The sequence below is a fragment of the Streptomyces sp. NPDC001070 genome (assembly GCF_053598835.1).
In genome coordinates this window covers 21,763-47,265 of sequence record NZ_JBSFLB010000023.1, presented here as the reverse complement: position 1 = coordinate 47,265, position 25,503 = coordinate 21,763, and the positions used below count along the sequence as shown (strand labels likewise).

At 70.2% G+C, this 25,503-nt stretch carries 19 protein-coding genes and 1 pseudogene; 8 read left to right on the top strand and 12 right to left on the bottom strand.

The genetic code is table 11. From position 1 onward, the window contains the following. Nucleotides 1–38 precede the first annotated feature (38 nt). On the bottom strand, nucleotides 39–491 hold the full coding sequence (locus ACWDAS_RS26435; protein ID WP_450395516.1) for a YbhB/YbcL family Raf kinase inhibitor-like protein: 453 nt from the start codon (nucleotides 489–491) through the stop codon (nucleotides 39–41). Nucleotides 492–616: 125 nt separating this feature from the next. On the opposite strand from ACWDAS_RS26435, the gene ACWDAS_RS26430 reads away from it, so the two are divergent. After that, nucleotides 617–1,150 (top strand): nucleoside-triphosphatase, encoded by a 534-nt coding sequence (locus ACWDAS_RS26430; RefSeq protein WP_450395513.1) that lies wholly within the window; start codon nucleotides 617–619, stop codon nucleotides 1,148–1,150. 937 nt (nucleotides 1,151–2,087) lie between these two features. Here ACWDAS_RS26430 and ACWDAS_RS26425 read toward each other — a convergent pair. Together ACWDAS_RS26425 and ACWDAS_RS26420 are read right to left on the bottom strand one after the other, a co-directional pair. Continuing rightward, on the bottom strand, nucleotides 2,088–2,558 hold the full coding sequence (locus tag ACWDAS_RS26425; RefSeq protein ID WP_450395511.1) for a VOC family protein: 471 nt from the start codon (nucleotides 2,556–2,558) through the stop codon (nucleotides 2,088–2,090). A 159-nt stretch (nucleotides 2,559–2,717) separates the two neighbouring features. Then, nucleotides 2,718–3,263: pseudogene (locus tag ACWDAS_RS26420) on the bottom strand (SDR family NAD(P)-dependent oxidoreductase). Between the two features lie 775 nt (nucleotides 3,264–4,038). Between ACWDAS_RS26420 and ACWDAS_RS26415 the strand changes: the two are divergent. Next, on the top strand, nucleotides 4,039–5,019 hold the full coding sequence (locus ACWDAS_RS26415) for an NmrA/HSCARG family protein (RefSeq protein ID WP_450395509.1): 981 nt from the start codon (nucleotides 4,039–4,041) through the stop codon (nucleotides 5,017–5,019). A gap of 953 nt (nucleotides 5,020–5,972) precedes the next feature. Here the strand turns inward: ACWDAS_RS26415 and ACWDAS_RS26410 are convergent. Together ACWDAS_RS26410 and ACWDAS_RS26405 are read right to left on the bottom strand one after the other, a co-directional pair. After that, complete coding sequence (locus ACWDAS_RS26410; protein ID WP_450395506.1) at nucleotides 5,973–8,420, bottom strand: helicase-associated domain-containing protein; 2,448 nt, start codon at nucleotides 8,418–8,420, stop codon at nucleotides 5,973–5,975. Between the two features lie 792 nt (nucleotides 8,421–9,212). Continuing rightward, nucleotides 9,213–9,542, bottom strand: a complete 330-nt coding sequence (locus tag ACWDAS_RS26405) for a hypothetical protein (protein ID WP_450395503.1) — start codon at nucleotides 9,540–9,542, stop codon at nucleotides 9,213–9,215. 475 nt (nucleotides 9,543–10,017) lie between these two features. Here ACWDAS_RS26405 and ACWDAS_RS26400 point away from each other — a divergent pair, with 475 nt between their 5' ends. The 3 genes from ACWDAS_RS26400 (at nucleotide 10,018) to ACWDAS_RS26390 (ending at nucleotide 12,409) form a co-directional block, all read left to right on the top strand. Further along, entirely contained in the window at nucleotides 10,018–10,764 is a 747-nt protein-coding gene (locus ACWDAS_RS26400) for a hypothetical protein (RefSeq protein WP_450395500.1), read from the top strand. Then, nucleotides 10,761–11,099 (top strand): winged helix-turn-helix domain-containing protein, encoded by a 339-nt coding sequence (locus ACWDAS_RS26395; protein ID WP_450395497.1) that lies wholly within the window; start codon nucleotides 10,761–10,763, stop codon nucleotides 11,097–11,099. The genes ACWDAS_RS26400 and ACWDAS_RS26395 overlap by 4 nt, the downstream gene beginning before the upstream one ends. A gap of 293 nt (nucleotides 11,100–11,392) precedes the next feature. Further along, nucleotides 11,393–12,409 (top strand): alpha/beta hydrolase family protein, encoded by a 1,017-nt coding sequence (locus tag ACWDAS_RS26390; RefSeq protein ID WP_450395494.1) that lies wholly within the window; start codon nucleotides 11,393–11,395, stop codon nucleotides 12,407–12,409. Nucleotides 12,410–12,713: 304 nt separating this feature from the next. On the opposite strand, the gene ACWDAS_RS26385 is transcribed toward ACWDAS_RS26390, so the two are convergent. Genes ACWDAS_RS26385 through ACWDAS_RS26375 form a run of 3 tightly spaced genes read right to left on the bottom strand, consistent with a single transcriptional unit; the run spans nucleotide 12,714 to nucleotide 16,557 of the window. Continuing rightward, a complete protein-coding gene (locus ACWDAS_RS26385) occupies nucleotides 12,714–15,035 on the bottom strand; it encodes a hypothetical protein (RefSeq protein ID WP_450395492.1) in 2,322 nt (773 codons plus the stop codon). Nucleotides 15,036–15,047: 12 nt separating this feature from the next. Beyond that, nucleotides 15,048–15,368, bottom strand: a complete 321-nt coding sequence (locus ACWDAS_RS26380) for a helix-turn-helix domain-containing protein (protein WP_450395489.1) — start codon at nucleotides 15,366–15,368, stop codon at nucleotides 15,048–15,050. A 22-nt stretch (nucleotides 15,369–15,390) separates the two neighbouring features. Then, a complete protein-coding gene (locus ACWDAS_RS26375) occupies nucleotides 15,391–16,557 on the bottom strand; it encodes a site-specific integrase (RefSeq protein WP_450395687.1) in 1,167 nt (388 codons plus the stop codon). A 280-nt stretch (nucleotides 16,558–16,837) separates the two neighbouring features. Between ACWDAS_RS26375 and ACWDAS_RS26370 the strand changes: the two genes are divergently transcribed. Together ACWDAS_RS26370 and ACWDAS_RS26365 are read left to right on the top strand one after the other, a co-directional pair. Continuing rightward, a complete protein-coding gene (locus ACWDAS_RS26370; RefSeq protein WP_450395487.1) occupies nucleotides 16,838–17,164 on the top strand; it encodes a hypothetical protein in 327 nt (108 codons plus the stop codon). A gap of 152 nt (nucleotides 17,165–17,316) precedes the next feature. Next, nucleotides 17,317–17,763, top strand: coding sequence for a PAS domain S-box protein (locus tag ACWDAS_RS26365; RefSeq protein ID WP_450395485.1), 447 nt, complete (start codon nucleotides 17,317–17,319; stop codon nucleotides 17,761–17,763). A 140-nt stretch (nucleotides 17,764–17,903) separates the two neighbouring features. Here the strand turns inward: ACWDAS_RS26365 and frc are convergent, their stop codons facing one another. Then, nucleotides 17,904–19,160: a formyl-CoA transferase gene (gene frc, locus ACWDAS_RS26360; protein ID WP_450395483.1), complete on the bottom strand. Its 1,257-nt coding sequence runs from the start codon at nucleotides 19,158–19,160 to the stop codon at nucleotides 17,904–17,906. 76 nt (nucleotides 19,161–19,236) lie between these two features. Then, nucleotides 19,237–20,988 carry an oxalyl-CoA decarboxylase gene (gene oxc, locus ACWDAS_RS26355; RefSeq protein ID WP_450395480.1) on the bottom strand — a complete coding sequence of 584 codons (1,752 nt, stop codon included), beginning with the start codon at nucleotides 20,986–20,988 and terminating at the stop codon, nucleotides 19,237–19,239. Between the two features lie 256 nt (nucleotides 20,989–21,244). Between oxc and ACWDAS_RS26350 the strand changes: the two genes are divergently transcribed. Next, nucleotides 21,245–22,861, top strand: coding sequence for a FadD7 family fatty acid--CoA ligase (locus tag ACWDAS_RS26350; RefSeq protein WP_450395477.1), 1,617 nt, complete (start codon nucleotides 21,245–21,247; stop codon nucleotides 22,859–22,861). On the opposite strand, the gene ACWDAS_RS26345 is transcribed toward ACWDAS_RS26350, so the two are convergent. Together ACWDAS_RS26345 and ACWDAS_RS26340 are read right to left on the bottom strand one after the other, a co-directional pair. Then, a complete protein-coding gene (locus tag ACWDAS_RS26345; RefSeq protein WP_450395475.1) occupies nucleotides 22,854–23,786 on the bottom strand; it encodes a LysR family transcriptional regulator in 933 nt (310 codons plus the stop codon). The genes ACWDAS_RS26350 and ACWDAS_RS26345 overlap by 8 nt on opposite strands. 454 nt (nucleotides 23,787–24,240) lie before the next feature. Continuing rightward, nucleotides 24,241–25,251, bottom strand: a complete 1,011-nt coding sequence (locus ACWDAS_RS26340; RefSeq protein ID WP_450395472.1) for a 2-dehydropantoate 2-reductase — start codon at nucleotides 25,249–25,251, stop codon at nucleotides 24,241–24,243. Between the last annotated feature and the right edge of the window lie 252 nt (nucleotides 25,252–25,503).

The following is a 25,503-nucleotide window of genomic DNA, read 5'->3' as shown; positions in this document are numbered from 1 at the left end:
GGCCTCGGCCCACAGGACCCAGCAGGTCAAAAGACAGGTCAGCGTTGATAGGTGCCCATAAGCGTGCCACTCGCCAGCTCCCGGCCCTTCACGGCACGGTGCACCGCGTCGGCTGTCGGTCGGCCGTGCAGGGAAAGCGGCTCCGACACGGCCCACAGACGGAAGAAGTAGCGGTGCGCCCCGTGCCCGGGCGGAGGCAGGGGACCGCCCCAGCCCGTGCGGCCGAATCCGTTGGGCCACTCCTGGCCGCCGGCAGGCGCCTGCCCCTCCGCCACACCGGAGCTGCGCGGATCGATACCGGTGACCAGCCAGTGCACGAATGTCCCGCCCGGGGCGTCAGGGTCCTCGCAGAGCAGCACCAGCTCCGCGGCGCCCTCGGGTACCGCTGACCATCTCAGCGGTGGCGAGACATCGTCCCCCGCCCCGCTGTGGCGTCGAGGGATCGCCGCACGGTCGTCGAACGCCACGCTCCTGATCTCAATTCCGGACATACGCGCGGCTCTACCCGGGACGGCCCGGCTCGGACCGGTCCATACGGCAAGAACACCTGATCGGCCGACAATGCCGGTCGGCGTGCCGGGAACCTCGGTAGGACAGGCCAGATACGGAGCGCAGAATGCCGACGAGAATCCTGCTCGAGGGACGCCCCGGCACGGGCAAAACAACCGTTGTCCGCCGGCTGGCCGGACTCCTGCGCACCCGCAGGGCTGTCGGCTTCACCACGGAGGAGATCCGGCAAGGCGGCACCCGGACCGGTTTCACGCTGGAAACAATGGAGAGCGGCCGGCGAGCCGTGCTCGCTCATGTCGACTTTCCGGGTCCGCCGCGGGTGGGCCGGTACGGCGTCGACCTCGGTGTCATGGAGCAGCTCGCGCTGCCGCCGCTCAGGTCGGTGGCGGCGGATCCGGCCCCTGGAGTACTCGCGCTGATCGACGAACTGGGGCGTATGGAACTGGCGTGCACGGCGTTCCAGGACACCGTCCGTTCCCTGTTCGAGACCGACATCGACATCGTCGCCACGGTCCACGCGAAGAGCGCCCCGTTCACCGACGCCCTCAAGCGGCGCTCCGACATCGATCTCGTCCAGGTGACCCGGGCGAACCGGGACGCCCTCCCTGAGGATCTGGCGGCCCGGCTCGAAAGCCCATGACGTCCGCGTGCACGCCTGGTGGCCCCCCTGCGCACACTCAAGTCCGGCACGGTGATCGGCTCTCCCCGGCAACCGTCGAGCGGCTCGATGCCACGGGAAGCCCGTGGGGCACCGGCGTCACGCTTGTCCTCGTCCAGGTTCCGATCCCGGGCCGGCGGACGTGCCCCTGTCTGCGGACCCTGTGCGCGGTGAGGCTGATCCTTTGGGGTGGACGCGGCGGCATCACATACATTGCCGTCGGCTCCACTCCCAATCCGACCTCGGCCGTCCTGATCTCCAGAGCGGACAGCACCTTGACCGCCTGCCGCTCCCGAGATGCAGTGCAGCACCGCGTCGTCCGCACACCGTTCCCACCAGACGGCGGGGAACTCCCGGTCCACCCAGCGGGGTCCCGCACTCGCGGTCCAGCAGAGAACCGTCGAACATCTTGAGCGGGGCAGCAAACCACCGCTCCACATACGACTTCACCCAAACGGCATCAGTCTGAGCTTCCACCGCTTGACGAGGAGGTCCCAGGGCACGCTGTCGAAGAATGCGGCGATGTCGAACTCCACCACCCAGTCCCGCTTCCAACAACCCTCGCGTTTTGCCCACATTGGCTTGCATGCTGGGGAATCGGCGCCCTGGGTCAGAACGCCGGGGCGTCCACCGACCCGTCGCCGGCCTCCGCATCCCCAAGTGGAGCCCGCCATGCACCTGCCGGGGCCGCGGGGCGGCTGCGACCGGGTCCGCCCTGCCCGATGTCGCACCGGCCCGTGGCCCTCGACGTCCCCAGCGATCATCACCTGCCTGCCGGGCACGAGCAGTGCCGTGGTCGGCGTGCGCTCGCTGCCGGGGTGCGGCCATTCGTCTTCGCGGGTGCCGCACTCACGGCTTGAGCGGCCGGCCGCCCTCAAGTCCGGCCGCGGCCGTCCCATCGCTGGAACCTCGCAGCAGGTCAGCGGCCGGGGAGTCGCTGCGTGATCTCCTGGAGCACCCAGCCGTTTCCGTCCGGGTCACTGAAGGTGGCGAAGGAGCCGTAGGAAGCGCGGTCGGGGCGCGAGCCGACGAGCCGCTCCTGGCCCTCCAACTGGTGGGTGACCTCTCCCCCCTCGTGGCCGTGGTAGAAGAACTCCGCGTCGTGGAAGATCTCACTCACCTCGATGCCGCGCTCGACGAGCTCCGCGCGGGCCTGCTCGATGTCGGTGACGATGAGGTACAGGCCCTGGGCCGAGCCCGGTGCGGCGGAGGTGATCCCCTTGCCGAAGATGATCGAGCACTCGGAGCCGGGCGGCGTGAACTGCACGCCGCGCCAGTCCTCACTGGCGGCCTTGTCGAGGTCCAGACGGAATCCCGCCTTCTCGTAGAAGGCCTTGGCCCGATCGACGTCGGACACGGGCAGCACGATGACTTCGAGCTTCAAATGCATCGGATTTTCCCTACTTTCTTATGGGAAGTAGACCGGACATCTACTCCAAGTGGCAGACGGCCGGCTGTTCCGGCACGCCGAGCGCTGGGTGTTTCTGTGACTTGTCCGAACAGGGCGTGCCCGGGTGGGTCGGAGGGCGGCGGCAGCTGCGCCTTCGGCTCAGTGGCCGGCGCTCTGGCCACCGTCTACGTGGAGGATCTCGCCCGTGATAAACGGGGCGTTCTCAAGATAAACCACCGCGTCTTGACGACGTCGCTCACCTCGCCCATGCGGCCGACCGGATGCAGGCCGACGAGCACGTCGTGGTACCCCTCGGTCATGGGCGTCTTGATGGTACCCAGCGCGACGGCGTTGCCGCGGATGCCGCGGATGCCGCGGTGGCGTACTCGATGGTCAACGCGTTGATGGCGGACTGCAGGCCGCCCTTGGCCAGGGAGGCGAGTACGGAGGTCACGTGAAGATCCCGGCGTTGTTGACCAGCGTGTCGATGCGGCCGAACCGCTCGATGCCCGCGGCGATGACACGCTCGGCGGTTGCCCGGTCGGCGATGTCGCCCTGGATGGTGAGGACGTCCGCGTCCTGCGATTCAGCGATGGTGCGTGAGGTGGCGACGACGGCGTAGCCGAGCTCGCGATACGCGGTGACCAGGCCCGCACCGATGCCCTGCGAGGCACCGGTGATGACCGCGACCTTCTGACTATGGATGCTCCATGGGAATGTCCCCACTTTCTCGCTGGACCTTCTACTTCAGAACGCCCAAGGTGGTCCCCCAGAGCTGGTTGTCCGGCACCTGCTCCGGGTTGTCCACCAGGTGGCGGACGCCAGACCCCGCCGAGGATCTGGGCGGGCCCGGGAGGCTGCAGCATGTTCAGGCCCGTGCAAGCACGCCGCCGCCCTGTGCTACGCCATCGCCGCACGCATCGACGGCGACTGGTGCGGCCCCGCAGGGCGAAGAGCACGAACGGCCGGCAACCATGGAGCCGCCATGAACCGCTTGACACAACATAGGGGCATCTCCTCGGACGGTTCAGCGATCCGCTCGCGCAGCCCCGCGGCCCGAGTCCGGGGGCGGTCGCGCCTGGACCACGCGCTCGACCTGATCAAGCCCGGCACCTGTGAACGCTCGACCCCTGCGGGTACGGCCGGGGAGTATTGACGGCCCGCCGACTAAGCGCATATGCTCGCATCAAGACGACCAGTCAACTACCTGCGCGGTTGACTGACTCGATTGTTGGGTCTTCGAAGTTGAGCGGTGCGGCACTGGCGGACGGCCGACGCGCTGTCACGGTCGGTGATGGGGCTGGGAAGCAAGAGGCCCGTGGCCGTGCGTGATCATTTCTGTTCCTGACGCAGAACGATCATGCAGGAGCCACGGGCTTGCTCAACGATACGACGTTGCTGCTCGACCTCGACGGGGTGTCCGTCGTCCGGGTCGACCGGCTGACCGACGGCACACGCCGGGCTACAAACAGGAGTCATTGTGACCGAGAAGAAGATCATCGTTGTCATTGGTGCCACGGGCCAGCAGGGCGGAGGCCTTGTCCGCGCGATCCTGGCCGATGCCGAGGGACCTTTCGCGGTTCGCGCGGTGACCCGCGACGCCGGCTCCGACAATGCCAAGGCGCTTGTCGCTGCGGGAGCTGAGGTCGTCGAGGGCGACCTCAACGACGAGGCCAGCATCCGCGCGGCCTTCGAGGGCGCGTACGGCGCCTTCGTCGTCACCAACTTCTGGGCCGAGCTCACGTCGGAGCAGGAAGCGGCTGGCCTCGGCCGGCCGCAGGTTGAGATGGACCAGGCCGCCGCGGCGGCGCGCGCCGCGAAGCACGCGGGCATCAAGCACGTCGTGTGGTCCACGCTCGAGGACACCCGTCCGCTCTTCGAGTACCTGGGCAGCGAGCTGCCGACGCTCATGGACCACTACAAGGTGCCGCACCTCGACGCCAAGGGTTTGGCGAATGCGTTCTTCATCGAGGCCGGTGTCCCCACGACGTTCCTGGAGACGAGCTTCTACTACGAGTCGTTCCTCCCGGCGATGGGGCAGGGCCCGCACCGCGACGAGAACGGTGAACTGGTCCTGACGATCCCGATGGGCGACGCTGTCATGGCGCTCGTCGCCCGGGAGGACATCGGCCGTACCGCATACGGCATCTTCCGTGCCGGCGCCAAGTACATCGGCCGGACAGTCGGTGTCGCCAGCGCGCACGCCACCGGCGTCGAGCTCGCGGAGATGATGACCCGGACCATCGGTGAGAAGGTGACCTACCGGCCGACCAGCCATCACGCGATGCGTGCCGCCGGTGGTTGGTTCGTCGAGGAGGTTGCCAACATGTACCAGTTCTTCGTGGAGGCGTCCGAGAACTTCGTGGCCAACCGTGACCTCGACCGCGTGCGGCAGCTCAACCCGCAGGTGAAGTCGCTGGAGGAGTGGCTGACCGAGCACAAGGACCAGCTGCTCGGCTGAGCAGCAGGACAGTCACGGGCGCATTTGGTGGGTGAAGCCGGTCCGCTGTGGGTCCAGATCATGAGTTCCGGTCTCAATCTCCCAAGAGCCACAAGCTGTGATGAGGAGATGGCTCGGGGCTGCACGTGCCCAAGACTCGAAATTCCGCAAGAACGCTCTTGAAGATCCTGGGGTTTGGCCTCGCCATGTGTGTGGCGGGGCCAAACCCGTCTTGTGGCTGTGGGTGAATGGGCCGGGGAGACGGTCGGACCGGACGTGTGGTTGGCATGCCAGGAGTTGACCCACCGGTGCGCCGCGGGCCGCCGTCCCCGTGCTGGAGCGGATTCTCTCTTGTTGAGTGCCGTTCGAGATGAGCATGGGTTTGCCACTCGGGATGAGCATGTTGGGGGTTGAAGAAGGCCCGCAGGCGGTTCCGGCGGGCCTTGTTGATCTTCATGGTGTCACGGGGATGTTGGGGCCTGACTCTTGATCCTGGACACGGGTCATGCGGCTGCTGCCGGCGTAGTTGATGTTCGGTCGAGTGCTTGTTTGCAGGAGATGGGGCTGCGGTGTCCCAGGCTCCTGGGGCGGGCGCGGCCGGCGCGGTGGTCAGTCAGCTGAGCAAGCGCGCCGGCGTCGCGGGCTGCGCACCACCGGACACCGCAGTATCGCCGCCAGCCTGCGCGAGGTCTCCTACGACCCCTTTACCTGCCCGCTGGACCTCATCGGACTCCTCTGACCAGCAGCGCCACTTCACGGCGACTCTGCGTCCCGAGGGCGACCTGGCAAGGTAGACCACGCCCCCAGCGCCCGCACCGATACGTCGCTCTACACGGTACAAGCCGATGGTTGCCAACCCCGGAGGATTCGTGGCCTGGCGCCGGCTCCCGCCATGCCGGGACCTGGCGTAGCACGATTGCGTGCCCCGGCCCCGGGAGCCGTGCATCCGGGCGGCCGCGGCAAAGTGGCGGCGCTCACCTCAGGGTTCGGAGCGTGGCGGCCAGTTCCCGGGCCGAGGAGGGGAGTCCGCGGATCGGCTCGCCGTACTGCGGATGCGCCTGGTCCAAAGCCGGGACCAGGGGGCGGGACCGTTCCTCGGGCACGCGTTCCAGGACGGTGGTGCCGGTCTCCGCCTCCAGGGCGGGGGCGTAGCCGGCGGCACGCAGAGCGGCGAGGGTCTCGTCCGGCGGCGCGGTGGAGATCAGCACCGTCGGCGCGATGCGCCGCAGCCCCAGCTTGGCGAGACCGCGCGCCCGGGCGACCTCGGCGATCAGCGCCGTGTCCTCGGAGCGGATGCAGCAAGCGGAGCGCACCACGCGCAGCCGTCCGTGGCCGCGGGCGACGTCCTTGACCGTGTACGTCAGCGGTTGCGGCAGCCCGGTGCCCGGCCGGCAGACGGCGGCGAGGCGTTCGAGGATCTCGTCGGCGTCCCATCCCGCGTCGAAGACACGGCGCAGCGAGGCGGGGGTGATGTGCCAGACCACGGCGTGCCCCTCGGACTCGATGTCGCCGACCGCGGACAGCAGGGCCGCGAGGGCGGGAGCGGGAGCGCCGGTGACCGTCGCGGTGGAGTCGGCCTGGAACCGGGCCGTGGTGCTCGGGGCGGGGAGCATCGAGTGCAGGGCTTGGCGCAGCGCGGCCACCGCCTTGGCCAGGACCGGGCGTTCGGCCAGGCCCTCCCCCAGGCGGTCGGTGCCCTCGGCCGCCGGGTCGGCCTCCGCGCCGGGGACGGCCGGGTAGTGGCGGGCGGCCCCGGCCTGGAGGAGGCCGGCGACCGCGCGGCCGGCGTCGGTGAGCGCACCGTGGGCCACCAGACCGAGCAGTTGCGCCTCGGCCAGGGTGGCCTCGGTCCTCCCCGCCAGGGCCTCCGCTTCGTCCTCGTCGGGCGCACCGAGTACCGGTCGGAACCAGGCGGCGAGCTCGAGGAGTTCGTCGCGTCCCTCTTCCCCGGTGGTCAGCCCGTGCCCGTCCGGCAGCGTGGCCAGCGCCTGCAGCACGCCGTGCCGCAGCGGTACCGCGTACGGGTCCTGCGGGCTGATCAGCGCCACCGGGGTCTCGTCCTCCTCCGGCCAGTACGTGAATACCTCCGGCACCACCGCCCAGGCCGCCACCAGTGGCAGCAGCTTCCCGGCGGGCGTGGCCGCCGCCCACGCGTCGTACCGCTCACTGGGCAGCAGCCGCGCCGGCTCCTTCGGCGCGGCGGGACGTTGACGCCCCCTGCCCCGTCCGCGCGCTGCGGTTTCCTCCGTGTCGGCCTGCGGCGCGGCCAGGCCCGCGTTCACCGCCAGGTCCAGCCACAGCCGGGTGTGCTCCTCGCTCGTCCCGGCCGCCTTCGCCAGCCTCCTGGTCTCGCGCACCGCGATACCGCCCGCCTTGCGTACCGCGACGGGATGCGCCGCCAGTTCCCGCAGCACCAGTTCCGCCCGCCAGGCGGCGGCCCCCGCCGCGACCGCGCCCTGGCCCGACCAGTCCCGGGGCAGCGGCGCGACGCAGGTCAGCGGTTCCGGGTCCAGGCTCAGCGACGGGGCGGGCTGATCCCGGCGCAGGGCGCGGCCCACCTCGTACGGCAGCTCCACCAGATCCGGTCCCACCGGCACCACCATGCCGCGCTCTGCGAGCCAGTCGGTGCCCTCGTCCCCGCTGCCGCCCTCCCGGAACCCGTACTTGCCGTCCGGTCCCGCATAGGCGCCGTACCGGGAGACGAAGCAGTGCGTGCGCAGCAGCGGCGGCCCCTGCGCCATGTGGTCCAGCAGTGCGTGGGACGCCGCGGGGGCGGTGGCCACCAACTCCCGTACCCGGTCGGGGTCGGCGAGCAGCGCGCCGATCGCCGCCTGCGCGTCGGCGCGGGTGCGCTCGTCGACGCCGAGTACGGCGGCGATCCGCTTGATCTCCGGCGCGTTGTACGCCTGCGTCAGCAGGATGTCGGCCGGCCTCCCGTAGCCGTCCATCCGGGCCGCCCACACGTGCAGCAGCGGCGGCAGGGCCAGCTGCCCCTGCGGGGCGGGAAGGACCAGTGCCCGCTCCCGTAGCCGTTCCAGCGCTTCCGCGGTCCTCGCGCGCGGCGTCCCGCCCCGTTCGAGCCAGTCCAGTACGTCCGCCTCGGGAACGAGCCGGGTGTGGGGGTCCACCGGCGGTGGCGCCGGCTGCCAGGCGTATGAGGACCGCTCCGCGGCGGCGACCGGCCCGTACGTCTCCAGGGCTCGGGCCGCCACGCACGCCAGCAGCTCCGCCGCGCCCGCCGTCCCGACGGCGATGGCCCGCTCCACCGAGTCGTCGGTGAGCAGATGCTCCGCCAGCTGCCGGTACGTGGTGACCGGCGTGTAGCCCGCGGCGCGCGGCAGCTCACGCTCTTCCAGCAGGGCGGTCAGACGCTCGGCGGAGAGCCCGGCGAGCCACTGTTCCAGGGCAGTACGTGCATGCACCTTCATGAGCCTAGAGCAGTACAAGTGCCCCGCATGGCGGCTCGTCCGATGCGCCGCGCCTTGAGCGGAGGGGCGAGCGCAACGTGGTTGGCCGAGGAGCAACCGCCCCTGGTTCTGCAACCTGTTGGCCTCGACTCTTGGTATTCCTTGATCGTTTCCGCGCGCGGGAGAGCCTTCCCCGCTTCGCGGTGCTCGGCGCGCCGCTTGTTCTTCGATCCGGACGGGTGGCCGGGATCCGGTCGGGAGGCCGCGAGACGCCGGTCGGCAGCCTGCGTGAGCAGCGCGCCCCGGCGTGAACAGCGCGGCGGCCTCACCACACGGCATGCGCCGTGTCGTGAGGCCGCGGTTGCGCCTGGGCCTGCTGAGAAGCCGAGGCTCCCGGTGTCGAGGTAGCCGGGGAGCACGTGGAAGTTGCCAGGGGTGTTGTCCGTTCAGGCCGCCGGACTCGCCGCTGTAGATCAGGTCCGCGGTGGACGAGGTGATGCCGTGCGTCATCTCGTGGCCGGCGACGTACAGGGACGTCAGCGGCCGCTGGTTGTCCTCGCCTCCGAGCAACTGTCACTGATGCGGTCATTCGTGGACGGCGACCTGCCCGCGGACTCGTTCGCCCGGCAGTGCCTCGGCGTAGTCGTCCGCCGTCCGGTTCGCGATGGTTTGTTTGGGTGGTGGGCCCCGCCACCCCCTCGCCCTCCTGGGCCTCACGTGACCACAATACGGAGGGCCGTCGACTGCGCCGAAGCCCTGCGGCATGCCCTGGCTGTCATGCTCGCACCCAGACGGGTCGGCCGCGATTCACCGCCCCGCCCCCAGGCACGGGCCGCTGCCGCACGGGTCCGGCGCCCGACGGGCCGGCAGCCAGCCGGGCCACCAGGGCGGGAGGCCCTGCGGGCAGCGCGCCTGCTGGTACATACCGTCCCTGGCCGAGACGTTGAGCATCAGATCCGTGCCGAAAACCCCCGCCAGCAGCACCGAGGAGGTCAACAGCCAGGCGCCGAACCGCAGTAGCCTGCCGCGTCCGCGCAGCAGCCGACGCGCCAGCCAGAAGCCGACAGGCAGGCAGGGCGAGTACAGCAGCAGCCAGCCGAGGCCTTCGAAGACGAAGAAGCGGGGGGAGTCCGCCATGTCGTAGGCGGCAGGCCAGGCGACGTCGTAGCAGTAGGTCCAGGCGTCGCCGATCCAAGCCGACGGGTTCGCGGATTCTCGAGGTGGAATCGCGGGGAACCGGAGGGAGACTTGGCGCGCGCTGGCGGAGCAGCCGACGGGTTCGGGACCAACCTTGGGAGAGCGTTCGTCCGGTCGGCTGTGGGTCAGGTGGGGTGCCGGCCGGGTCGTCGGCCAACTCGATCGCCGCGGTGATGCGCTTGCCCACCGGTTCGCGGTGGACACAGAAGATCTGGCATACGGCCAGGACGATCTCCAAGCCGTGCTGCCCGACGCGGCCGGGATCCATCGCCACGATCGCGGGCAGGGTGGTGCTGCTGTCCCACACGCTCACCTCCATGGCGCCCTCGTTGACCTCCAGAGTCAGCAGACAAGGGCCGAAGCGACTGCACGGACGTCTCTTGCAATAACTAGTTTGTAATGCAAAGCTGACTGCGTGACAGACGCATCGGTGCCCTCGCAAGGCACGCCTCATGAAGTCCTCGCCGGCCTCGGTGACCTGACCCGGCGGGTCCGTGCCGCCCAGCGCGGCGCCTGGTTCCCCCTCCTGCTGTTCGGTGTGCTCACGCTGGGCGCAATCGTGGCGAGTCGTCTCACATTCAGGATCGAGTCCGTTCCCTGCCCCGCCAGCAACCCCACGACAGGCACCGGATGCACTGCGGTCACACAGGGCTCGCCGGTCTACTGGCCCGTCGGGCTCGCCCTCGCGTACGCCGCGACGGCGTTCTTCTACATCCGCCGCTCCCGCAACCGCGGCGTAGGCACCCCGGTCCGGCCGTACATCCTCACCGGGATCGTCCTCGGCGGCCTGGTGACCGCCACCACGCTCTGGGCCATCCGCCACGGGATGCCGAAGCCCGGCCAGCCGCTCGACCTCTGGGGCCTGCACCTCGATGCCGCCTCAAGGGCGGCAATGCTCCTCCACCGCCTCATCGGGAACGCCACAACCATCGGGCTGCCGCTGCTGGTGCTGTGCTGGGTGGAACGCAGCCGCGCCCTGCTGCTGCTCACAGCCGTGTACCTGGCCATCGATCTGGTGCCGCTCACCGACGGCTGGGCCGGAATCCCCTACACCTCGCCCTGGTCATCCCTGCCCCACTACGGCGTCCAAGGCGTCTTCCTCCTGCTCGGCGCCCTCGGCTTCGGCCTGGCCGAGCTGCCCGCTAAGCGCGCCCGCTCATGAGCGAGCAGACCGACCAGCACCCCGTCAACGGCCTGGACGACGTTGTCCACCAGCGCGTCCGCCTTGGCATTCTCACCGTCGCCCACCAAGCCCGCCGTGTCGAGTTCGGCTTCCTGCGGACAACGCTCGGCCTCACCGCCGGAAACCTCAGCCAGCACCTGGCCACCCTGGAGAAGGCCGGACTGATCGACATCGAGAAGGGCTACGAGGGCAAACGCGGCCGCACCTGGCTCTCCCTCACCCCCGCCGGCGCCCAGGCCCTCCAGGACGAAGTCAGCCAACTCAAGCGGCTCATCCACCAGATCGAACAGGGCAGCTCAGACCCACAGCCCTAGCCGACATCGCCCGGAAACTCCTCCGTGCGCCGCGACCGACTCGCGCTGGTCGCGGCGCACGCGTGCAGCATGCCCAACACCATCCAAAAGACTGGGGAAGACCTGTGACCACGACATCGGTCACCACCCGAACGGACATGACGCGCCGCCGCATACTCGCGGCAACGCTCATCACCGGCCTCGGGGCTACCGTGCCGCTCGGCGCCGCATCCCGCGCGTGGGCAGCTCCTACCGCCTCCGGCCCGGCACGACTCACCCTGCCTGCGCCCACCGGCCCGTACCCGGTGGGCACAGTGCCACTCCACCTCATCGACACCTCACGCCCGGACCCCGCGGCCGGTCCCGGGCATCACCGCGAGCTGATGGCCGGCGTCTGGTACCCCGCGTGCAACACGGAGAACCTGCCGCGCTCTCCCTGGATGACCGACGGCGCGCTGCGGGCGCTCCTGACGGACGTCGGCTTCCCCCTCGACCCCGCCCTCGGCCCGCTCACCGCCGGGCATATGGGCGCGCCCGTGCACCGTACGAGCCACCCTCTGCCCGTCATCGTGTACTCACATGGCGCGCGCAGCCACCGCAGCGACCACACCATCATGGTCCAGGAACTCGCCAGCCACGGCTACGCCGTGGTCACCGTCGACCACACCTACGACACGTTCACCGAGTTTCCCGACGGCCGGGTGCTCACCCCGGCCGACTTCCCCCCGATGTTCCCAAGGGACTTCGCCGCGGACCTCCGGTTCCTGCTCGACTGCGTGGAGCAGCTCGCCGCCGGGCGCAACCCCGACGTCGACGGCAAACCACTGCCCCGGGGTTTGCTCGGCGCCCTCGACCCGCAGCGCATCGGCGCGTTCGGCTGGTCGAAGGGCGGTACGGCCACCGCGCTCACCATGCTCGCCGACCGGCGCGTGCGCGCCGGGCTCAGCATCGACGGCCCGATGCAGCCGACCATCACCGCCGATCTGGACCGGCCGTTCATGATGATGACCGCGGTGTTCACCCGGGCCGCCATGCCGGACGTCGCCGAGTTCTGGACGCACCTTCGCGGTTGGCGGCTCGACATCCAGGCCGACGGCGCCGTTCACAACTCGTACGGCGACGACGCGACGCTGATCCCGCAAGCGGGCAAGATCCTCGGCATGACCGACCAGCAGATCCAGGATTGGATCGGCACCCTCGACCCGGCCCGGGCGGTACGGATCCAACAGGCCTACCCGCTCGCCTTCTTCGACCAGCACCTGCGACACCGCATAAGGCACCTCCTCGACGGCCCGAGCCCGGCCTTCCCAGAGGTGAAGTTCATCCGGTGAAGTGTTGGTCCGCGCGGTACGCGGTCCAACCAGGGCCGCCGGAAACGCCGTCCCCGTCCGGCCGTGGCCTTCGCAAGGGCGGCCACCCGCGCGCGTAGCCCTTCCCTCGCGTGATCGGCCCTTCTACCGCCGGCCGTTGCCGTTGCCCTCCTCGCGGGTCGAGGGTTCGCGCAGCGGCCTGCGGCCGGCCTCCTGCGGCCGGCCTCCTGCGGGCGGAAGAACGCGTAGCGGCCGAGGAAGTTGATGTGGTCGAACCGGAGCGGTGAAAGGCGGGCAAGGAGGTCGTCGGGCCGAGGACTGCCGATCAGGCTTGGGTGGGCTCTGGCCCGAAGCGGTGTGGGTGGGCTGCTCTGACGTACTTCAGCGCGGTCGTGTCGGAGATTCCGAAGACGCGCATCAGGTGCACGGGGTCGGCAGTTTCGTGTGCCTCATCGAACAGCCGGTCGATGCGGAGCGTCCGGGGCTGGATACCGAGCTTTCTGAAGATCAACCGCAGCCCGTCCTTGGACACCGGAGGGCCGTTGGGGTCGACCGCGGTGACCTGCGTGACGATCAGGTGCGGATTGGTGCTGCGGGGCCAGCGCTCAGCCCGTTCGCGAAGCCAGTCGCTCAGAAACTTCATGGTCAGTTCGTCGAGATAGACGACGTGATCACCAAAGCGGCGGCGGACGACCAAGCGTCCCGCCGGACGGTCGAGGCCGGTCAGCAGCTGATGACGGATCTCCTGGGGCCCCAGCGCGTGGATGGCCACCAAGGCAACGGCGACCTTCGCCATCGCGGTCGGTGCCTTGTCCAGCAGACCCACGAGCCGGTCTGAGGGGATGCGCCGGGGTGCGTTGACGGTGGAGGCCACGGAGACACCGCGGGCTGGATCGCGGAAGATCACGCGCTCGCGCTTTAACGCGCGGAAGAGCGATCGCAGGCTGGCGTGGAGGGAACGGGCTTGTTCTCCCATGCGGCTGCTGAGTATGTCCTCGATGTCCTTCGGGGTGATCTCACGGAGACTGCTGACCCGCTGGCCCCACTGCTGCAGGGCCGGGACGTTGAAGTGCGCATAGCGTCGGATGGTGACCCAGTTCATCGTGAGGGAGGGCTTGCGGCCTTCTCCGCGGAGCACGCGGACCCAGGCGTCCGCCTCGTCCCGCAGGTGATCGGGGACACCCTGCAGGAGCCGTTCGAGCGCGGCCTGCTCCGGATCGGTCCGCTCCAGGGGAACGAGCAGGCCGCGCTGGTCGAGGAAGGCTGCGACGCGACGTCCTGACCAGTTCGGGCCGAGTCTGGTGACCGCACGAACGTCGGCTTCGAGAAGGGGGGCGTCGATACCGAGCCAGGCGACGAGAAGCCGCAGGACTTTGGCATTGATGTCCCGAGATGGGGTGGTCCAGTGCTGGTCTGCTGTGAACTGCCGGAAATCAGCGACCAGTTGCTCGGCCTCTGGTGTCATCGTGGGCAGCTGGGTGTGCTGGGCTCCCTTCCAGACACGCGCCGGGGGCGGGAACAGCTCCAGCTGGTGTGGGTTGATCAAGTGCGGGGACAGCCGGCGGTCGGCCTGCCGGGTCTGCTTTTCCCGACGCTCCAGTTCCCGCCGGCGGCTCTTGCGGCTGCCCTGGCTGTAGTCGCCGGGTTGCTTCGTGTAGAGGCCGTGACCCAGGCCGGCGCCGAACCAGAGTTGCTCGACCGCCGGGCCGTCTCCGACGTGTTCGTTCAGCACCAGGTGGCAGAACCGGCACTGTCCGTTCTTCAGGGGCCAGGTGCGGCCGCACCGCAGGCAGAGGCCACTCTCCCGGTCCGGTTGACGAGCCCACTCCCGGCACGAGTCACACAGCGGCCTGGCATCCCCGCTCCAGGCCAGGCAGTGCTCGCAGGAGACCATGCGCCGGCGTTCACGCCGGTAGCCGTTCTGGGCGAGTCCGGAGCCGAGTCGACGCCGCAGCAGCCCGGCCTCCCGCAGGACCTCGGCGACGGCAGGCCTCATCCTGGGCAGCTCGGCGACGACGTACTCGTCGACCATCTGCTCGCTGGCCTCCCGGGAGGCCAGCGCCAGCCGCATCATCTGCCCCACGCTCTCGCTCCACCCCGCGGACAGATCGCGCCGGACGCTAACCCGCTCGACGGCCTGGCGGACGTCCGCCCACTCGGGGAAGTCGCGGGCGGCGATCCGGTAGCCGTGCTGGCGGGTGAACGTCCTGGGCAGGCGGGGCAGCAGCGGCAGCTGGCCGGTAACCTGCGGAGGGCAGACCTGCAGGTCATCGCCCTTCTTGGCCCAGGTCCAGGGGCCTGACGAGCGCCCCGTCCGCAGCCGCTCGCGCACCAGCGGCCGGTCATGGTGGCGCGCAAGGACCACAGGCAGCCGGACACCCTCCAGCAGCAGCGGTAGCTGCAGATCCCGGACGGGCCCCAGCGTCCGCCTGGCTGCCGCGTCGGCCCACTCATGATCGGGGACCATGCGGACCTCCAGCATGCAGAGCCGGCACAGCCCGTCGCGGTTGACCTTGCCCTCGTGCCGACACCGGTGGCATAGGCCCTTGTAGCCGCCGCGGGGCGTCCAGTTGAGGCAGGTCTGGCAGCTGCCCAGCGGACGGACCGGCCCCCAGCCATGGCAGCGGACGCATTCGCTGATCACCATGGTCTCGCCGTCTCAGTTGGGCGGCAGGCCGCGGCGGGGGCCGCCGCCGCGACGCGGAACCGGCCGTACCGCTCCGCCCTCCCGCTGTTCGCCGACGGCCCGCTGCTGCGGCTGCTCGCGCTGGGCCAGGTGCTGCTGGGGCTCGGCCACCATCAAGTCGGCGACCGTGCAGTCCAGGGCCGCGCAGATCTTGTCCAGGTCCTCCAGCCGGACCGTGACCGGCTTGCCTGACCACAGGGCCGCGACCTTGCTCAGGGAGGGGGTGAACCCGACTTCCTTGAAGGCCACCAGCAGCTGCGTTGGCCGCCAGATGTCCCGCTGGGCCGCTACCATGCGCAGGTTCCACTTCACCGTCTCACGCCTCTCCGCTCAGGCGTCGCACCGCTCGGTGTGACGCTGCCAGGCTCGCCTTCTCCGGGTCGGCCTTGACCGATCCCAGGTAGCCGACCGTGGTGGTCGGCCATTCGTGGCCGAGGATCTTCTGCACGTCCCACAACGGCATGCCCGACTCGTAGTTGTGGGTCGCGCACGCGTGCCGTAGAAGATGCGGGTGAAGCATGGTGACCGGCCCGGTCAGATGCCGCTTCGAGGCGGCCTTCAATGCCCGCCGAAACGCATCCGAGCCGACCGGCGGGGCGATGGGGACGTTCAGTGAGGCGACCGCCGTCGGAAGCCGTTCCGAGGGCCACAGCGGCGCACACGGGTCGCAGGGATCGTCAGCGAACTCTCCGCGGATCTCCTCGATGTACCACCACAGCAGTTCGCGGCCCTCGGCGAACAGATACGCCTCCCGCTCGCGCGGGCCGGAGCCCCGGGCACCTTTGCCCTGAACGACGAAGCGACCCCACTGGCCGAGTTCCCAGTGGACGTCACCGATCCGCACCGAGCACAGCTCGGTCGCCCGGACGCCCGAGATGTACGCGATCTTCGCCATAACGTAGTCGCGTGCGGCAACCGGGTACTTACGAGCTTGCGGCAGACCCTTGCGCCAGGAGGCGAAGAACTCTGTCGTCGCCCGCTTCGACGGCGGGATCCGCAGGCCGAACTCCCCACGGTGCCGGGGCTGGTTGAACGGGTCGATGGGCGACTCGACGGCCGCTCCGAAACGCCGCAGGATCTCGCCCGCGTACCGCTGCTCCAGGAAGGCGAAGAAGCCGTCGATCCGGACCATCTTCTGCCGGATGGTCCTGTGCGCCCGCTTGCCGGGGCCGGCGAAGTAGCAGTCGACCTGCCGCGAGGTGAGATGCCACGGCACGGTGTCGTAGAAATCGCAGACCTCGATGATCGGCTGCACCACCTGCCGCAACGTGGTCGCCGCAAGCCCAGCCACGTCCCGCGCCCACGTGTACTCGGCCACGGTGTCGTGGAAGAACGCCACCTCGTCCGCCTCGCTAGAGATCGCTGATGCTCGCTCCTGCAGCGTCAGCACATCCGCCAGGCCCTCTTCTGCCCGGGGCTGTTGCGGCGCCGGGGTCGCAGGTGGTGGTACCAGCGACAGCCGACGACTTCCTGAATCCGCCATGGACCGGCAAATTACGCGGATCACTCGCAGAATTTGCCAGTTACAGCGGAAATCCCCCACGAACGAGTGAGAGGCCAGAAGGTGCCATCTAGCTGCTGAGATGCAACAGCATCAGCCAAGGACCGCTCGGGGAACCCGTCGGAACTCCACTTAGGTTGGTGGCTGTCGCCTCCACCACGAAGCCCACGACCAGCCCCGCCAGGGCGACGGCGCAACCCACCGCGCAGCCGCCCGCCGCGCCCGCCGCGGCAGGCGCGTCCCCGGCGTCGATCTTCCGTCCGTGCACATTCTTGAGTGGACGCACCGCGCCTCACCCCGGTTCCGCGCAAGAGGCGTCAAGAACGGCATGATCTTGGAAGCCGTGCCTGCTCCAGGGATGCCACACGACTACGCCGAGGCCCTGGTTCGCCCGGGCCTGACTGGGCGCGCGCCGGCGGACGGAGAGAGAGTCCGGGGAGGATCGGAAACCGCACTGGACCGGGTGTTCTACGACCTTGACGACTACGTCACAGATTCGAGCCTGCGAGATCCTGACGACATGTCGGATGCGGAGTTGCGGTCACGGGTACGTCGCATCGTGGAAGAGCTCACGTCCGCCACGCGCTGACCATCCGCTCCCGGGTCGGCGTTCGCCGCCTTCCCTCACTCCAGCATGCGGGCCAGGAAAAGCGCTCCCCGAACGGCGGGCGACCCATGCCCGTTACACATGAAGACTGTATGCTGTATGCCTAACGGAACAGCCCGACGGCCGGAGGCGACATGGACGACCTGGACCCCGAGGTAGTGCTGGGCATGACGGCCCAGGCACCCGACGGCGTGGTGATCATCGACCGCGAAGGACTCATCCGCTACTGGAACCACGGGGCGGAGCGGATCTTCGGGTTCCCGGCGGCCGAGGTCGCCGGCCGCAGCCTGGACGTGATCATTCCCGAGCGGCACCAGCAGCGTCACTGGGACGGTTTCGAGAAGTCCATGGCCAGCGGCACCACCAAGTACGGGGACGACGACCTGCTGACCGTCCCCGCGGTGGGCGCGGGCGGCAGGAAGCTGTCGATCGAGTTCAGCGTGGTGCTGCTCAACGACGCGGACGGGCAGCCGGGTTACGTCGGGGCCATTATCCGGGACGTCACCGCGCGGCGCGCCCGGGAGAAGGAGCTGTACCAGCAGGTGGCGGCCGCCAGGGCGCAGCACGCGGCGACGACCTGACCTCCGTCGTCCGAGGCGTTGAGGCCCCCGTACCGGTTCGGCACGGGGGCTTCGCCGTATCCGCGCGAACCGCCGCCCGCAAACCCCGGTGCCCCGCACGCGGATCGCGCGCGGGGCACCGGGATCGGCAACGGGCGACGTCAGACGATGATCTTGTCCTCGCGCAGCTTCGCGATCGCCGCCCCGTCGTACCCCAGGTCCGCCAGGACCTCGCTGCCGTGCTCGCCGAGCAGCGGGGCGCCCTTGATCTCGGGCTTGAAGTTACTGAACTTGATGGGGCTGCCCACGGTCAGGTAGGTGCCGCGGCCCTTCTGCTCGACCTCGACGATCGTGCCGCTCTTGCGCATGTCGGGGTCCTCGGCGAGCTCCTTCATGCTGAGCACCGGCGCGCACGGCACCTCCCACTTGCGCAGGATGTCGACGGCCTCGTACTTGGTCTTGTCGGCCAGCCACTTCTCGATCTCGCCGAAGATCTCGAAGATGTGCGACTGACGCGCCTTGGCGGTCGTGTACTCCGGGTCCTCGACCCACTCGGGCCGGCCGATGGCCTCGGCCGTCCGCTTCCAGTTCTGCTCCTGGATCGTGAAGTAGATGTAGGCGTTGGGATCGGTCTCCCAGCCCTTGCACTTCAGGATCCAGCCCGGCTGGCCGCCGCCGCCGGCGTTGCCGCCGCGGGGCACCGCGTCGCCGAACTCGCCGTTCGGGTACTGCGGGTACTCCTCCAGGTAGCCGACCTTCTCCAGGCGCTGCTGGTCGCGGAGCTTGACGCGGGTCAGGTTGAGGACGGCGTCCTGCATGGACACCGACACCTTCTGGCCGACACCGGTCTGGTTGCGGTGGATGATCGCGGTCAGCAGGCCGATCAGCAGGTGCATGCCGGTGTTGCTGTCGCCGAGGGCCGAGCCGCTGATGGTCGGCGGGCCGTCCCAGAAACCGGTGGTGGACGCGGCGCCGCCGGCGGCCTGGGCGACGTTCTCGTAGACCTTGAGGTCGTTCCACGAGGAGTCGTCGTTGAAGCCCTTGACCGAGCCGAAGATCAGGCGCGGGTTGAGCTCGTGGATGTGGTCCCAGCCCAGGCCCATGCGGTCCATGGCGCCCGGCGCGAAGTTCTCGACCAGGATGTCCGCCTCGCGGATCAGCTTCTCCATGACCTCCTTGCCCTCGGGGGTCTTGGTGTTGATGGCCAGCGAGCGCTTGTTGCTGTTGAGCATGGTGAAGTACAGCGCGTCGAGGTCGGGGTCGTCCCGGAGCTGGTTGCGGGTCACGTCGCCGCCCTGGGGACGCTCGACCTTGATGACGTCGGCGCCGAACCAGGCGAGCATCTGGGTGCACGCGGGACCGGCCTGGACCCCGGTGAAGTCGATCACCTTGATTCCGGCGAGCGGCTTATCACTCATGGTGGTTTCCTTCCGTGAATGTTCGCTGAGCGAGGGTGGGCTGTGCGGGAGCGGGTGACTTCGGGGGTGCGGGCGGTCACTTCTTCGCCGGCACGATGTTGCCGACGGTGATGCCCTTCGGGTTGAGGTGCGAGATGTGGCCGCTCTCGGTGCCGGCCGAGGGGTCGATCACGCAGTCGATGAGGGCCGGGCCGCCCGAGGCCAGTGCCTCGGTGAGGGCGGCGGTGACCTCGGCGGGCGTGGTGGCGCGGTAGCCCTTGCCGCCGAACGCCTCGATCATCAGCTCGTGGCGCGCCGAGGACGTCAGGGTCGTCGGGGACGGGGCGTCGTCGAGGGGGTTGACGTCGTCGCCGCGGTAGACGCCGCCGTTGTTCATGATCACGGTGACGACGGGCAGCTTGTAGCGGCAGATCGTCTCGATCTCCATGCCGCTGAACCCGAAGGCGCTGTCGCCCTCCACGGCCACCACCGGCGCGCCGCTCACGACGGCGGCGGCGATCGCGTAGCCCATGCCGATGCCCATGACGCCCCACGTACCGCTGTCCAGGCGGTGGCGCGGCACGTGCATGTCGATCACGTTGCGCGCGATGTCCAGCGCGTTGGCGCCCTCGTTGACCAGGTACGTCTCGGGGCGCTCGTGGATGACGTCGCGCACGGCCTTCAGGGCGCCCATGAACTGCATCGGGTGCGGGTCCGCCTTCAGGCGCTCCGCCATCTTGGCGACGTTCTGCGCCGACCGCGCCGCCAGTTCCTCCCGCCAGGCGGCGGGGGCCACGATCCGGCCCGGCTTGGTCCGCTCGATGAGCGCCTCGAGCACCGACTCGATGTCACCGACCAGCGGGGCGGCGATGGGCTGGTTGCTGTCCATCTCCCGCGCCTCGATGTCCACCTGGACGAACTTCGCGTCGGGGTTCCACTGCGGTGCCTCGCCGTGGTTGAGCAGCCAGTTCAGGCGCGCGCCGACGAGCATCACTACGTCGGCCTTCTTCAGCGCCAGCGAGCGGGCGGTGGCCGCCGACTGCGGGTGGTCGTCGGGCAGCAGGCCCTTCGCCATCGACATCGGCACGTAGGGGATGCCGGTGGACTCGACGAACTCGCGGACCTGGTCGTCCGCCTGCGCGTACGCGGCGCCCTTGCCCAGGACGATCAGCGGCCGCTGCGCTCCCGCCAGCAGCTCGATCGCGCGGTCCACCGCCTCGGGGGCGGGCAGCTGGCGCGGGGCGGGGTCGACGAGACGGCTCAGCGTCTTCGCGCCCTCCTCGGCGTTCATGATGGAGCCGAGCACCGCGGCGGGGATGTCGAGATAAACACCGCCGGGGCGCCCGGAGATCGCGGTGCGCAGGGCGCGGGCGATGCCGCGGCCGATGTCCTCGACCCGGCTGACGCGGTACGCGGCCTTGCAGAACTGCTGGGCGGCGGCGAGCTGGTCCATCTCCTCGTAGTCGCCCTGCTTGAGGTCGACCAGGTGGCGCTCGCTGGAGCCGGAGATCTGCACCATGGGGAAGCAGTTGGTGGTGGCGTTCGCCAGCGCGACCAGTCCGTTGAGGAAGCCCGGCGCCGACACCGTCAGGCATACGCCCGGCTTCTTGGTCAGGTAGCCGGCCGCCGCCGCCGCGTGTCCCGCGTTGCTCTCGTGACGGAAGCCGATGTAGCGGATGCCCTGCGCCTGGGCGAGGCGGGCCAGGTCGGTGATCGGGATGCCGACCACCCCGTAGATGGTGTCGACATCGTTCATCTTGAGCGCGTCGACGACCAGGTGGTACCCGTCGGTGAGCTCGGCCGGAACGTCGGCGGTCGCCGCGGTCTCCAGTGGTGAGGGGGCGGTCATGGTCCGAGGTCCTCCTTGGGCAAAGTCATGCAGTGCGGCTTCTCATCTCACCTTCCGCAGCACGCCTCGCCGCGTCCAAGACCTATCGGCGACCAGCCGATAAACAGCGTCTATCGACGCACGCCACAGGGGCCTGGAGCTCTGTTGATAGACCTCCGCTATCGGCCGTTCACCAGCGCGTATTGGACGGGCACTTCACGGGCCGCGCAGTCTCGCTGGGGACGACCCGGCAGACCTGGCGCAAGGAGGTGCGGTGATGGCCGTTCCAGCCGCGGCATCCGTGCGCGACCCGAACCCGTACCGGCCGCCGGCGGTCACGGGCCTGGCCGATCTCCTCGACCGGCACGTCCGCGAACGTCCCCGGGCCCGTGCGCTCGTCGTCACCGGGGACCGGGTGGAGCTGTCCTACGGCGCGCTCGCCGCCCTGGCCGACGACGTGGCCGCCCGGCTCGGCCGTGCGGGACTGCGCCGTGGGGACGTGGTGGGCCTGGTCTGCGCCAACACCGCCGAGTTCGTCGTCGCGCTCCTGGCCGGGGCGCGCGGGGGGCTGGTGGTCGCCCCCGTCGACCCGGCCCTGCCCGAGTCCCGGATGTCCGCCCGGCTGGAGGCGCTCGGGGTGCGGGCGCTCCTGCTCGGTCCTGCCACCGACGCCGTCGCACCGGTCGCGCCGGCCGGTGTCCCGGCGTGGACCCTGCGCGTGGAGGTGTCCCGTGCCGGGACGGCGTCGGCCGCGCTCGACGCCGGCGCGCGTGCGGTGGGGGCCGTCCGGGGCGCGGCACACGAACTCTCCGGCCACGACGCCCTGGTGCTGTTCACCGCGGGCACCACCGACCGGGCCAAGATGGTCCCGCTGACGCACGCCAATGTGGCCGCGTCCGTGCGGGGCATCTGCGCCGCCTACGAGCTGGGACCCGGCGACGCGACGGTCGCGGTGATGCCGTTCTTCCACGGTCACGGGCTGTTCGCGGCGCTCCTGGCCTCCCTGGCGAGCGGCGGCTGCGTGCTGCTGCCCGCGCTGGGACGGTTCTCGGCGCACACGTTCTGGGACGACGTGCGGGCGGCGGGCGCCACGTGGTTCACCGCGGTCCCCACCATCCACGAGATCCTCCTGGACCGGTCCGCGACCGACTACCCGGACCCGCGGACCCCGCCGCTGAAGTTCGTGCGCAGCTGCAGTGCCCCCCTCAACGCGGCCACCCAGCGGGCGCTGGAGCGCACGCTGGGTGCGCCGCTGCTGGCGGCGTACGGGATGACCGAGTCCACGCACCAGGCGACCAGCGAGCCGCTGCCGCACCACGGACCCCTCAAGCACGGGTCGGTGGGCCGGTCGACCGGGGTGGAGCTCCGTGTCGTCGACCGCGACGGGCGCCCCTGCCCGGCCGGCACCGAGGGCGAGGTGTGGGTGCGCGGTGCCACCGTCGCCCGCGGCTACCTCGCCAACCCGGCCGGGACGGCGCACAGCTTCGCCGACGGGTGGCTGCGGACGGGCGACCTCGGCTCGCTCGACGAGGACGGCTACCTGTTCCTCACCGGCCGCATCAAGAACCTGATCAACCGCGGGGGCGAGAAGATCTCGCCCGAGCACGTGGAGGACATCCTGGCCGGATGCCCCGGTGTCGCCGAGGCCGCGGTCTTCGCCGTGCCGGACGCGACGTACGGTCAACGGGTCGGCGCCGCCGTGGTCCTGTCGCGGGGCGAGACCATCGGGTCCGAGGAGATCGCGCGGTACTGCCGTACCCGTCTGGCCGCCTTCGAGGTACCCGACCGGATCGACATCGTCGCCGCTCTCCCGCACACCGCCAAGGGAGGGCTCGACCGGGCGGCGGTGGACGCCCTGTACGCGGACCGGCCCCGCGGGCCCGGCATCACCTGACGCGGTGCTCGGCCGGCAGCGGCTCGTCGAAGAACTCGTCCAGCGACAGGCCCGCCGCCGCGTTCATGAACGCCCGCGCCGCGACCGAGCCGGGGGTCGCGGCGTGGATCGCCACCGACACCTGCGCCCGGGCGTCCGGTTCGACCAGGCGGACGGCTCTCATCCTGCGCAGCGGCGGCATCGCCTGCAGCCATGTGTGCGGCACGATGCTCGCGCACGTGCCGGCGCCCACGCTGGCGTAGAGGGCCGCGACGGAGTCGGTCTCCACCTGGGGGGTCACCATGACCCCGCTCTCCGCGAAGGCGCTGTCGATGACCTGCCGGATCCTCATGTCGGGGGTCAGCAAAGCGAGCGGCAACTGGGCCGCGTCGGCCCACCTCATCGTGTCGGCCTGGGGCAGCATCTGGTCGCTGGACGCGAGCAGCATGTACCGCTCCTCGTACAGCGGCATCACCTGCAGGCTCTCCCGGTCGTGGGGAGCGAAGTGGGCTATCGCGGCGTCCAGTTCGAACGCGAGCAGCTGGCGGTGCAGCTCCGTCGTCGACAACCGGGAGCGGACCTGGACCTTGGCCAGCGGGTGCGCGGCGCAGAAGGCGGCCACGGGGAGAACCAGGGTCGTCGACGCCGTGGGTTCCGTGCCCAGGCGCAGTGTGCCGGTGATGCCCGACTGGACGGCGGCCACCTCGGCCTTGAACGCCTCCTGCTCGGCGAGGATCCGCTTGGCCCACACCACGAGCCGCTCGCCCTCCGGGGTGAGGCCCTGGTAGTTGTGCCCGCGGTTGATCAGCGTGACGTTCAGCTCCCGCTCCAGCTTGGCGATCGCCGCCGAGAGCGCGGGCTGGGACACGTAGCAGGACTCCGCGGCCCGGGCGAAGTGCCTCTCCCTGGCCACCGCCACGAAATACTCCAGCTGTCGGAACAGCATGAACGACTCCTCTCTGCCTGGGGCCGCGGCCGCGCCGGCGCTTCCTGCTGGAGTCGCAAGGCCGTCGGTGCCGGCTGGTCGACGCCCGGGACGTGAAGAGCGTCCCCGGCCGGCCGGAGACGGACGAGCTGGTTGCGGTGTGGCCGGCCCAGCCTACCGAGCGCGGCCGCGACCCTCACTGGCGCCCGCGGCCGGTGGTGCGGGCACGGCCATGGTGCGGCGGGTCGCCCCGTACGCGTGCCGGTGGTGCCGGCACGGCTGTGGTGCGGCGGGTCGCCCCGGTCCGGTGGTGCGGCGTCCTCCGGCCCGCGCCGGAGCCCCTCGCCCGGAGGGCCCGTCCCCGGCACCCGGTCCCGTCGCGGCCGCGACGGGACCGGGGCCGGAAGTGCTCCGGTGATCGTCCGGGCGGTGGACCGGCGATCGGTGGTGCGCCCTCGCGGGTGCGCAGGGCGGGTCAGGCGGGGACCGGCTTCGGCGCGGGTGCGCCGTTCGCGGCCGCGGTGACGCCCTGTGCCAGCAGGTCGGTCGCGGCGTGGACCGCCCGCAGGTTGGGCGCCTCGGCGCCGGAGATGTCGGCCATCTCCACCACCGCCGTCACGATGGCGTCGAGTTCCAGCTGCTTGCCGGCCTCCAGGTCCTGGAGCATCGAGGTCTTGTGGTGCCCGACGCCCTCCGCGCCCCGCAGCCGCTTCTCGATGGAGATGTCCGGAGTGCTGCCGACCCTGGCCGCGATGTCGAGGGTCTCCTCCATGAGCTGGGTGACCAGCCGCCGGGTGCGGGGGTGCCGGCAGATCTCGACCATCGTCGCCCGGGTCAGGGCGCTGATCGGGTTGAAGGCGACGTTGCCCATCAGCTTGATCCAGATGTCGTCGCGCAGGTTGGGCTCCACCGGGCACTTCAGGCCGCCCGCGATCATGGCCTCGCTCAGGGCCGTGCACCGGTCGGAGACTCCGCCCTCCGGCTCGCCGATGGAGAACCGGGTGCCCTCCAAGTGCCGGATGACACCGGGGGCCTCGATGACCGTGGCGGGGTAGACCACGCAGCCGATCGCCCGCTGCGGTGGCAGCACCTTGCTGGTGGCGCCGCCCGGGTCGACCGATTCGATCCGGCGTCCCTCGTAGGGGCCGGACAGTTTGTGGAAGTACCACCACGGAATGCCGTTCTGCCCGGCCACCACCGCGGTCTTGTCGTCGAACAGGGGGGCGACCAGTGATCCGGAGGTGGGGTAGGCATGTGCCTTCAGGCCCAGGAACACGTAGTCCACGGGGCCGATCTCGCTCGGGTCGTCCGTGGCGTTCGGTCGCGCGACGAAGTCGCCGCGCGGACTGATCACCCGGACGCCGTCGGCACGTATCGCCCGCAGATGCTCACCTCGGGCGATCAGGTGGACGTCGGCGCCACCACGGTGCAGTGCCGCGCCCACGTAGGCGCCGATGGCTCCGGCTCCGAGGACTGCAATTTTCACGACGGCTCCTCTCGAATCGAGGGGGGAGTGAATACTGTATGCAGTGCCCTCTCGGGATGTACAGTCCCCCTCACGGAAAGACGCACGCTCCAGCACCGGCCCCACTTCGGACCGGCGCGGAACCGGGCCGGCTTCAACACCCCATCAGGGCAGTGGAAAACCGGTCATCGCACACGAAAAGCCGTCGCCTGACCCCGCCGACGAGGGCGGACCGCACCCGGGCCGCGGCGCAACTCACACCCCGGAGCGGTT

What these genes read in the sequence shown, in the direction of transcription:
- ACWDAS_RS26435 (WP_450395516.1), bottom strand. Translation starts at nt 491, where the DNA reads ATGTCCGGAATTGAGATCAGGAGCGTGGCGTTCGACGACCGTGCGGCG.
- ACWDAS_RS26430 (WP_450395513.1), top strand. Translation starts at nt 617, where the DNA reads ATGCCGACGAGAATCCTGCTCGAGGGACGCCCCGGCACGGGCAAAACA.
- ACWDAS_RS26425 (WP_450395511.1), bottom strand. Translation starts at nt 2,558, where the DNA reads ATGCATTTGAAGCTCGAAGTCATCGTGCTGCCCGTGTCCGACGTCGAT.
- ACWDAS_RS26405 (WP_450395503.1), bottom strand. Translation starts at nt 9,542, where the DNA reads ATGGCGGACTCCCCCCGCTTCTTCGTCTTCGAAGGCCTCGGCTGGCTG.
- ACWDAS_RS26395 (WP_450395497.1), top strand. Translation starts at nt 10,761, where the DNA reads ATGAGCGAGCAGACCGACCAGCACCCCGTCAACGGCCTGGACGACGTT.
- ACWDAS_RS26385 (WP_450395492.1), bottom strand. Translation starts at nt 15,035, where the DNA reads ATGGTGATCAGCGAATGCGTCCGCTGCCATGGCTGGGGGCCGGTCCGT.
- ACWDAS_RS26380 (WP_450395489.1), bottom strand. Translation starts at nt 15,368, where the DNA reads ATGGTAGCGGCCCAGCGGGACATCTGGCGGCCAACGCAGCTGCTGGTG.
- ACWDAS_RS26375 (WP_450395687.1), bottom strand. Translation starts at nt 16,557, where the DNA reads ATGGCGGATTCAGGAAGTCGTCGGCTGTCGCTGGTACCACCACCTGCG.
- ACWDAS_RS26365 (WP_450395485.1), top strand. Translation starts at nt 17,317, where the DNA reads ATGGACGACCTGGACCCCGAGGTAGTGCTGGGCATGACGGCCCAGGCA.
- frc (WP_450395483.1), bottom strand. Translation starts at nt 19,160, where the DNA reads ATGAGTGATAAGCCGCTCGCCGGAATCAAGGTGATCGACTTCACCGGG.
- oxc (WP_450395480.1), bottom strand. Translation starts at nt 20,988, where the DNA reads ATGACCGCCCCCTCACCACTGGAGACCGCGGCGACCGCCGACGTTCCG.
- ACWDAS_RS26350 (WP_450395477.1), top strand. Translation starts at nt 21,245, where the DNA reads ATGGCCGTTCCAGCCGCGGCATCCGTGCGCGACCCGAACCCGTACCGG.
- ACWDAS_RS26345 (WP_450395475.1), bottom strand. Translation starts at nt 23,786, where the DNA reads ATGCTGTTCCGACAGCTGGAGTATTTCGTGGCGGTGGCCAGGGAGAGG.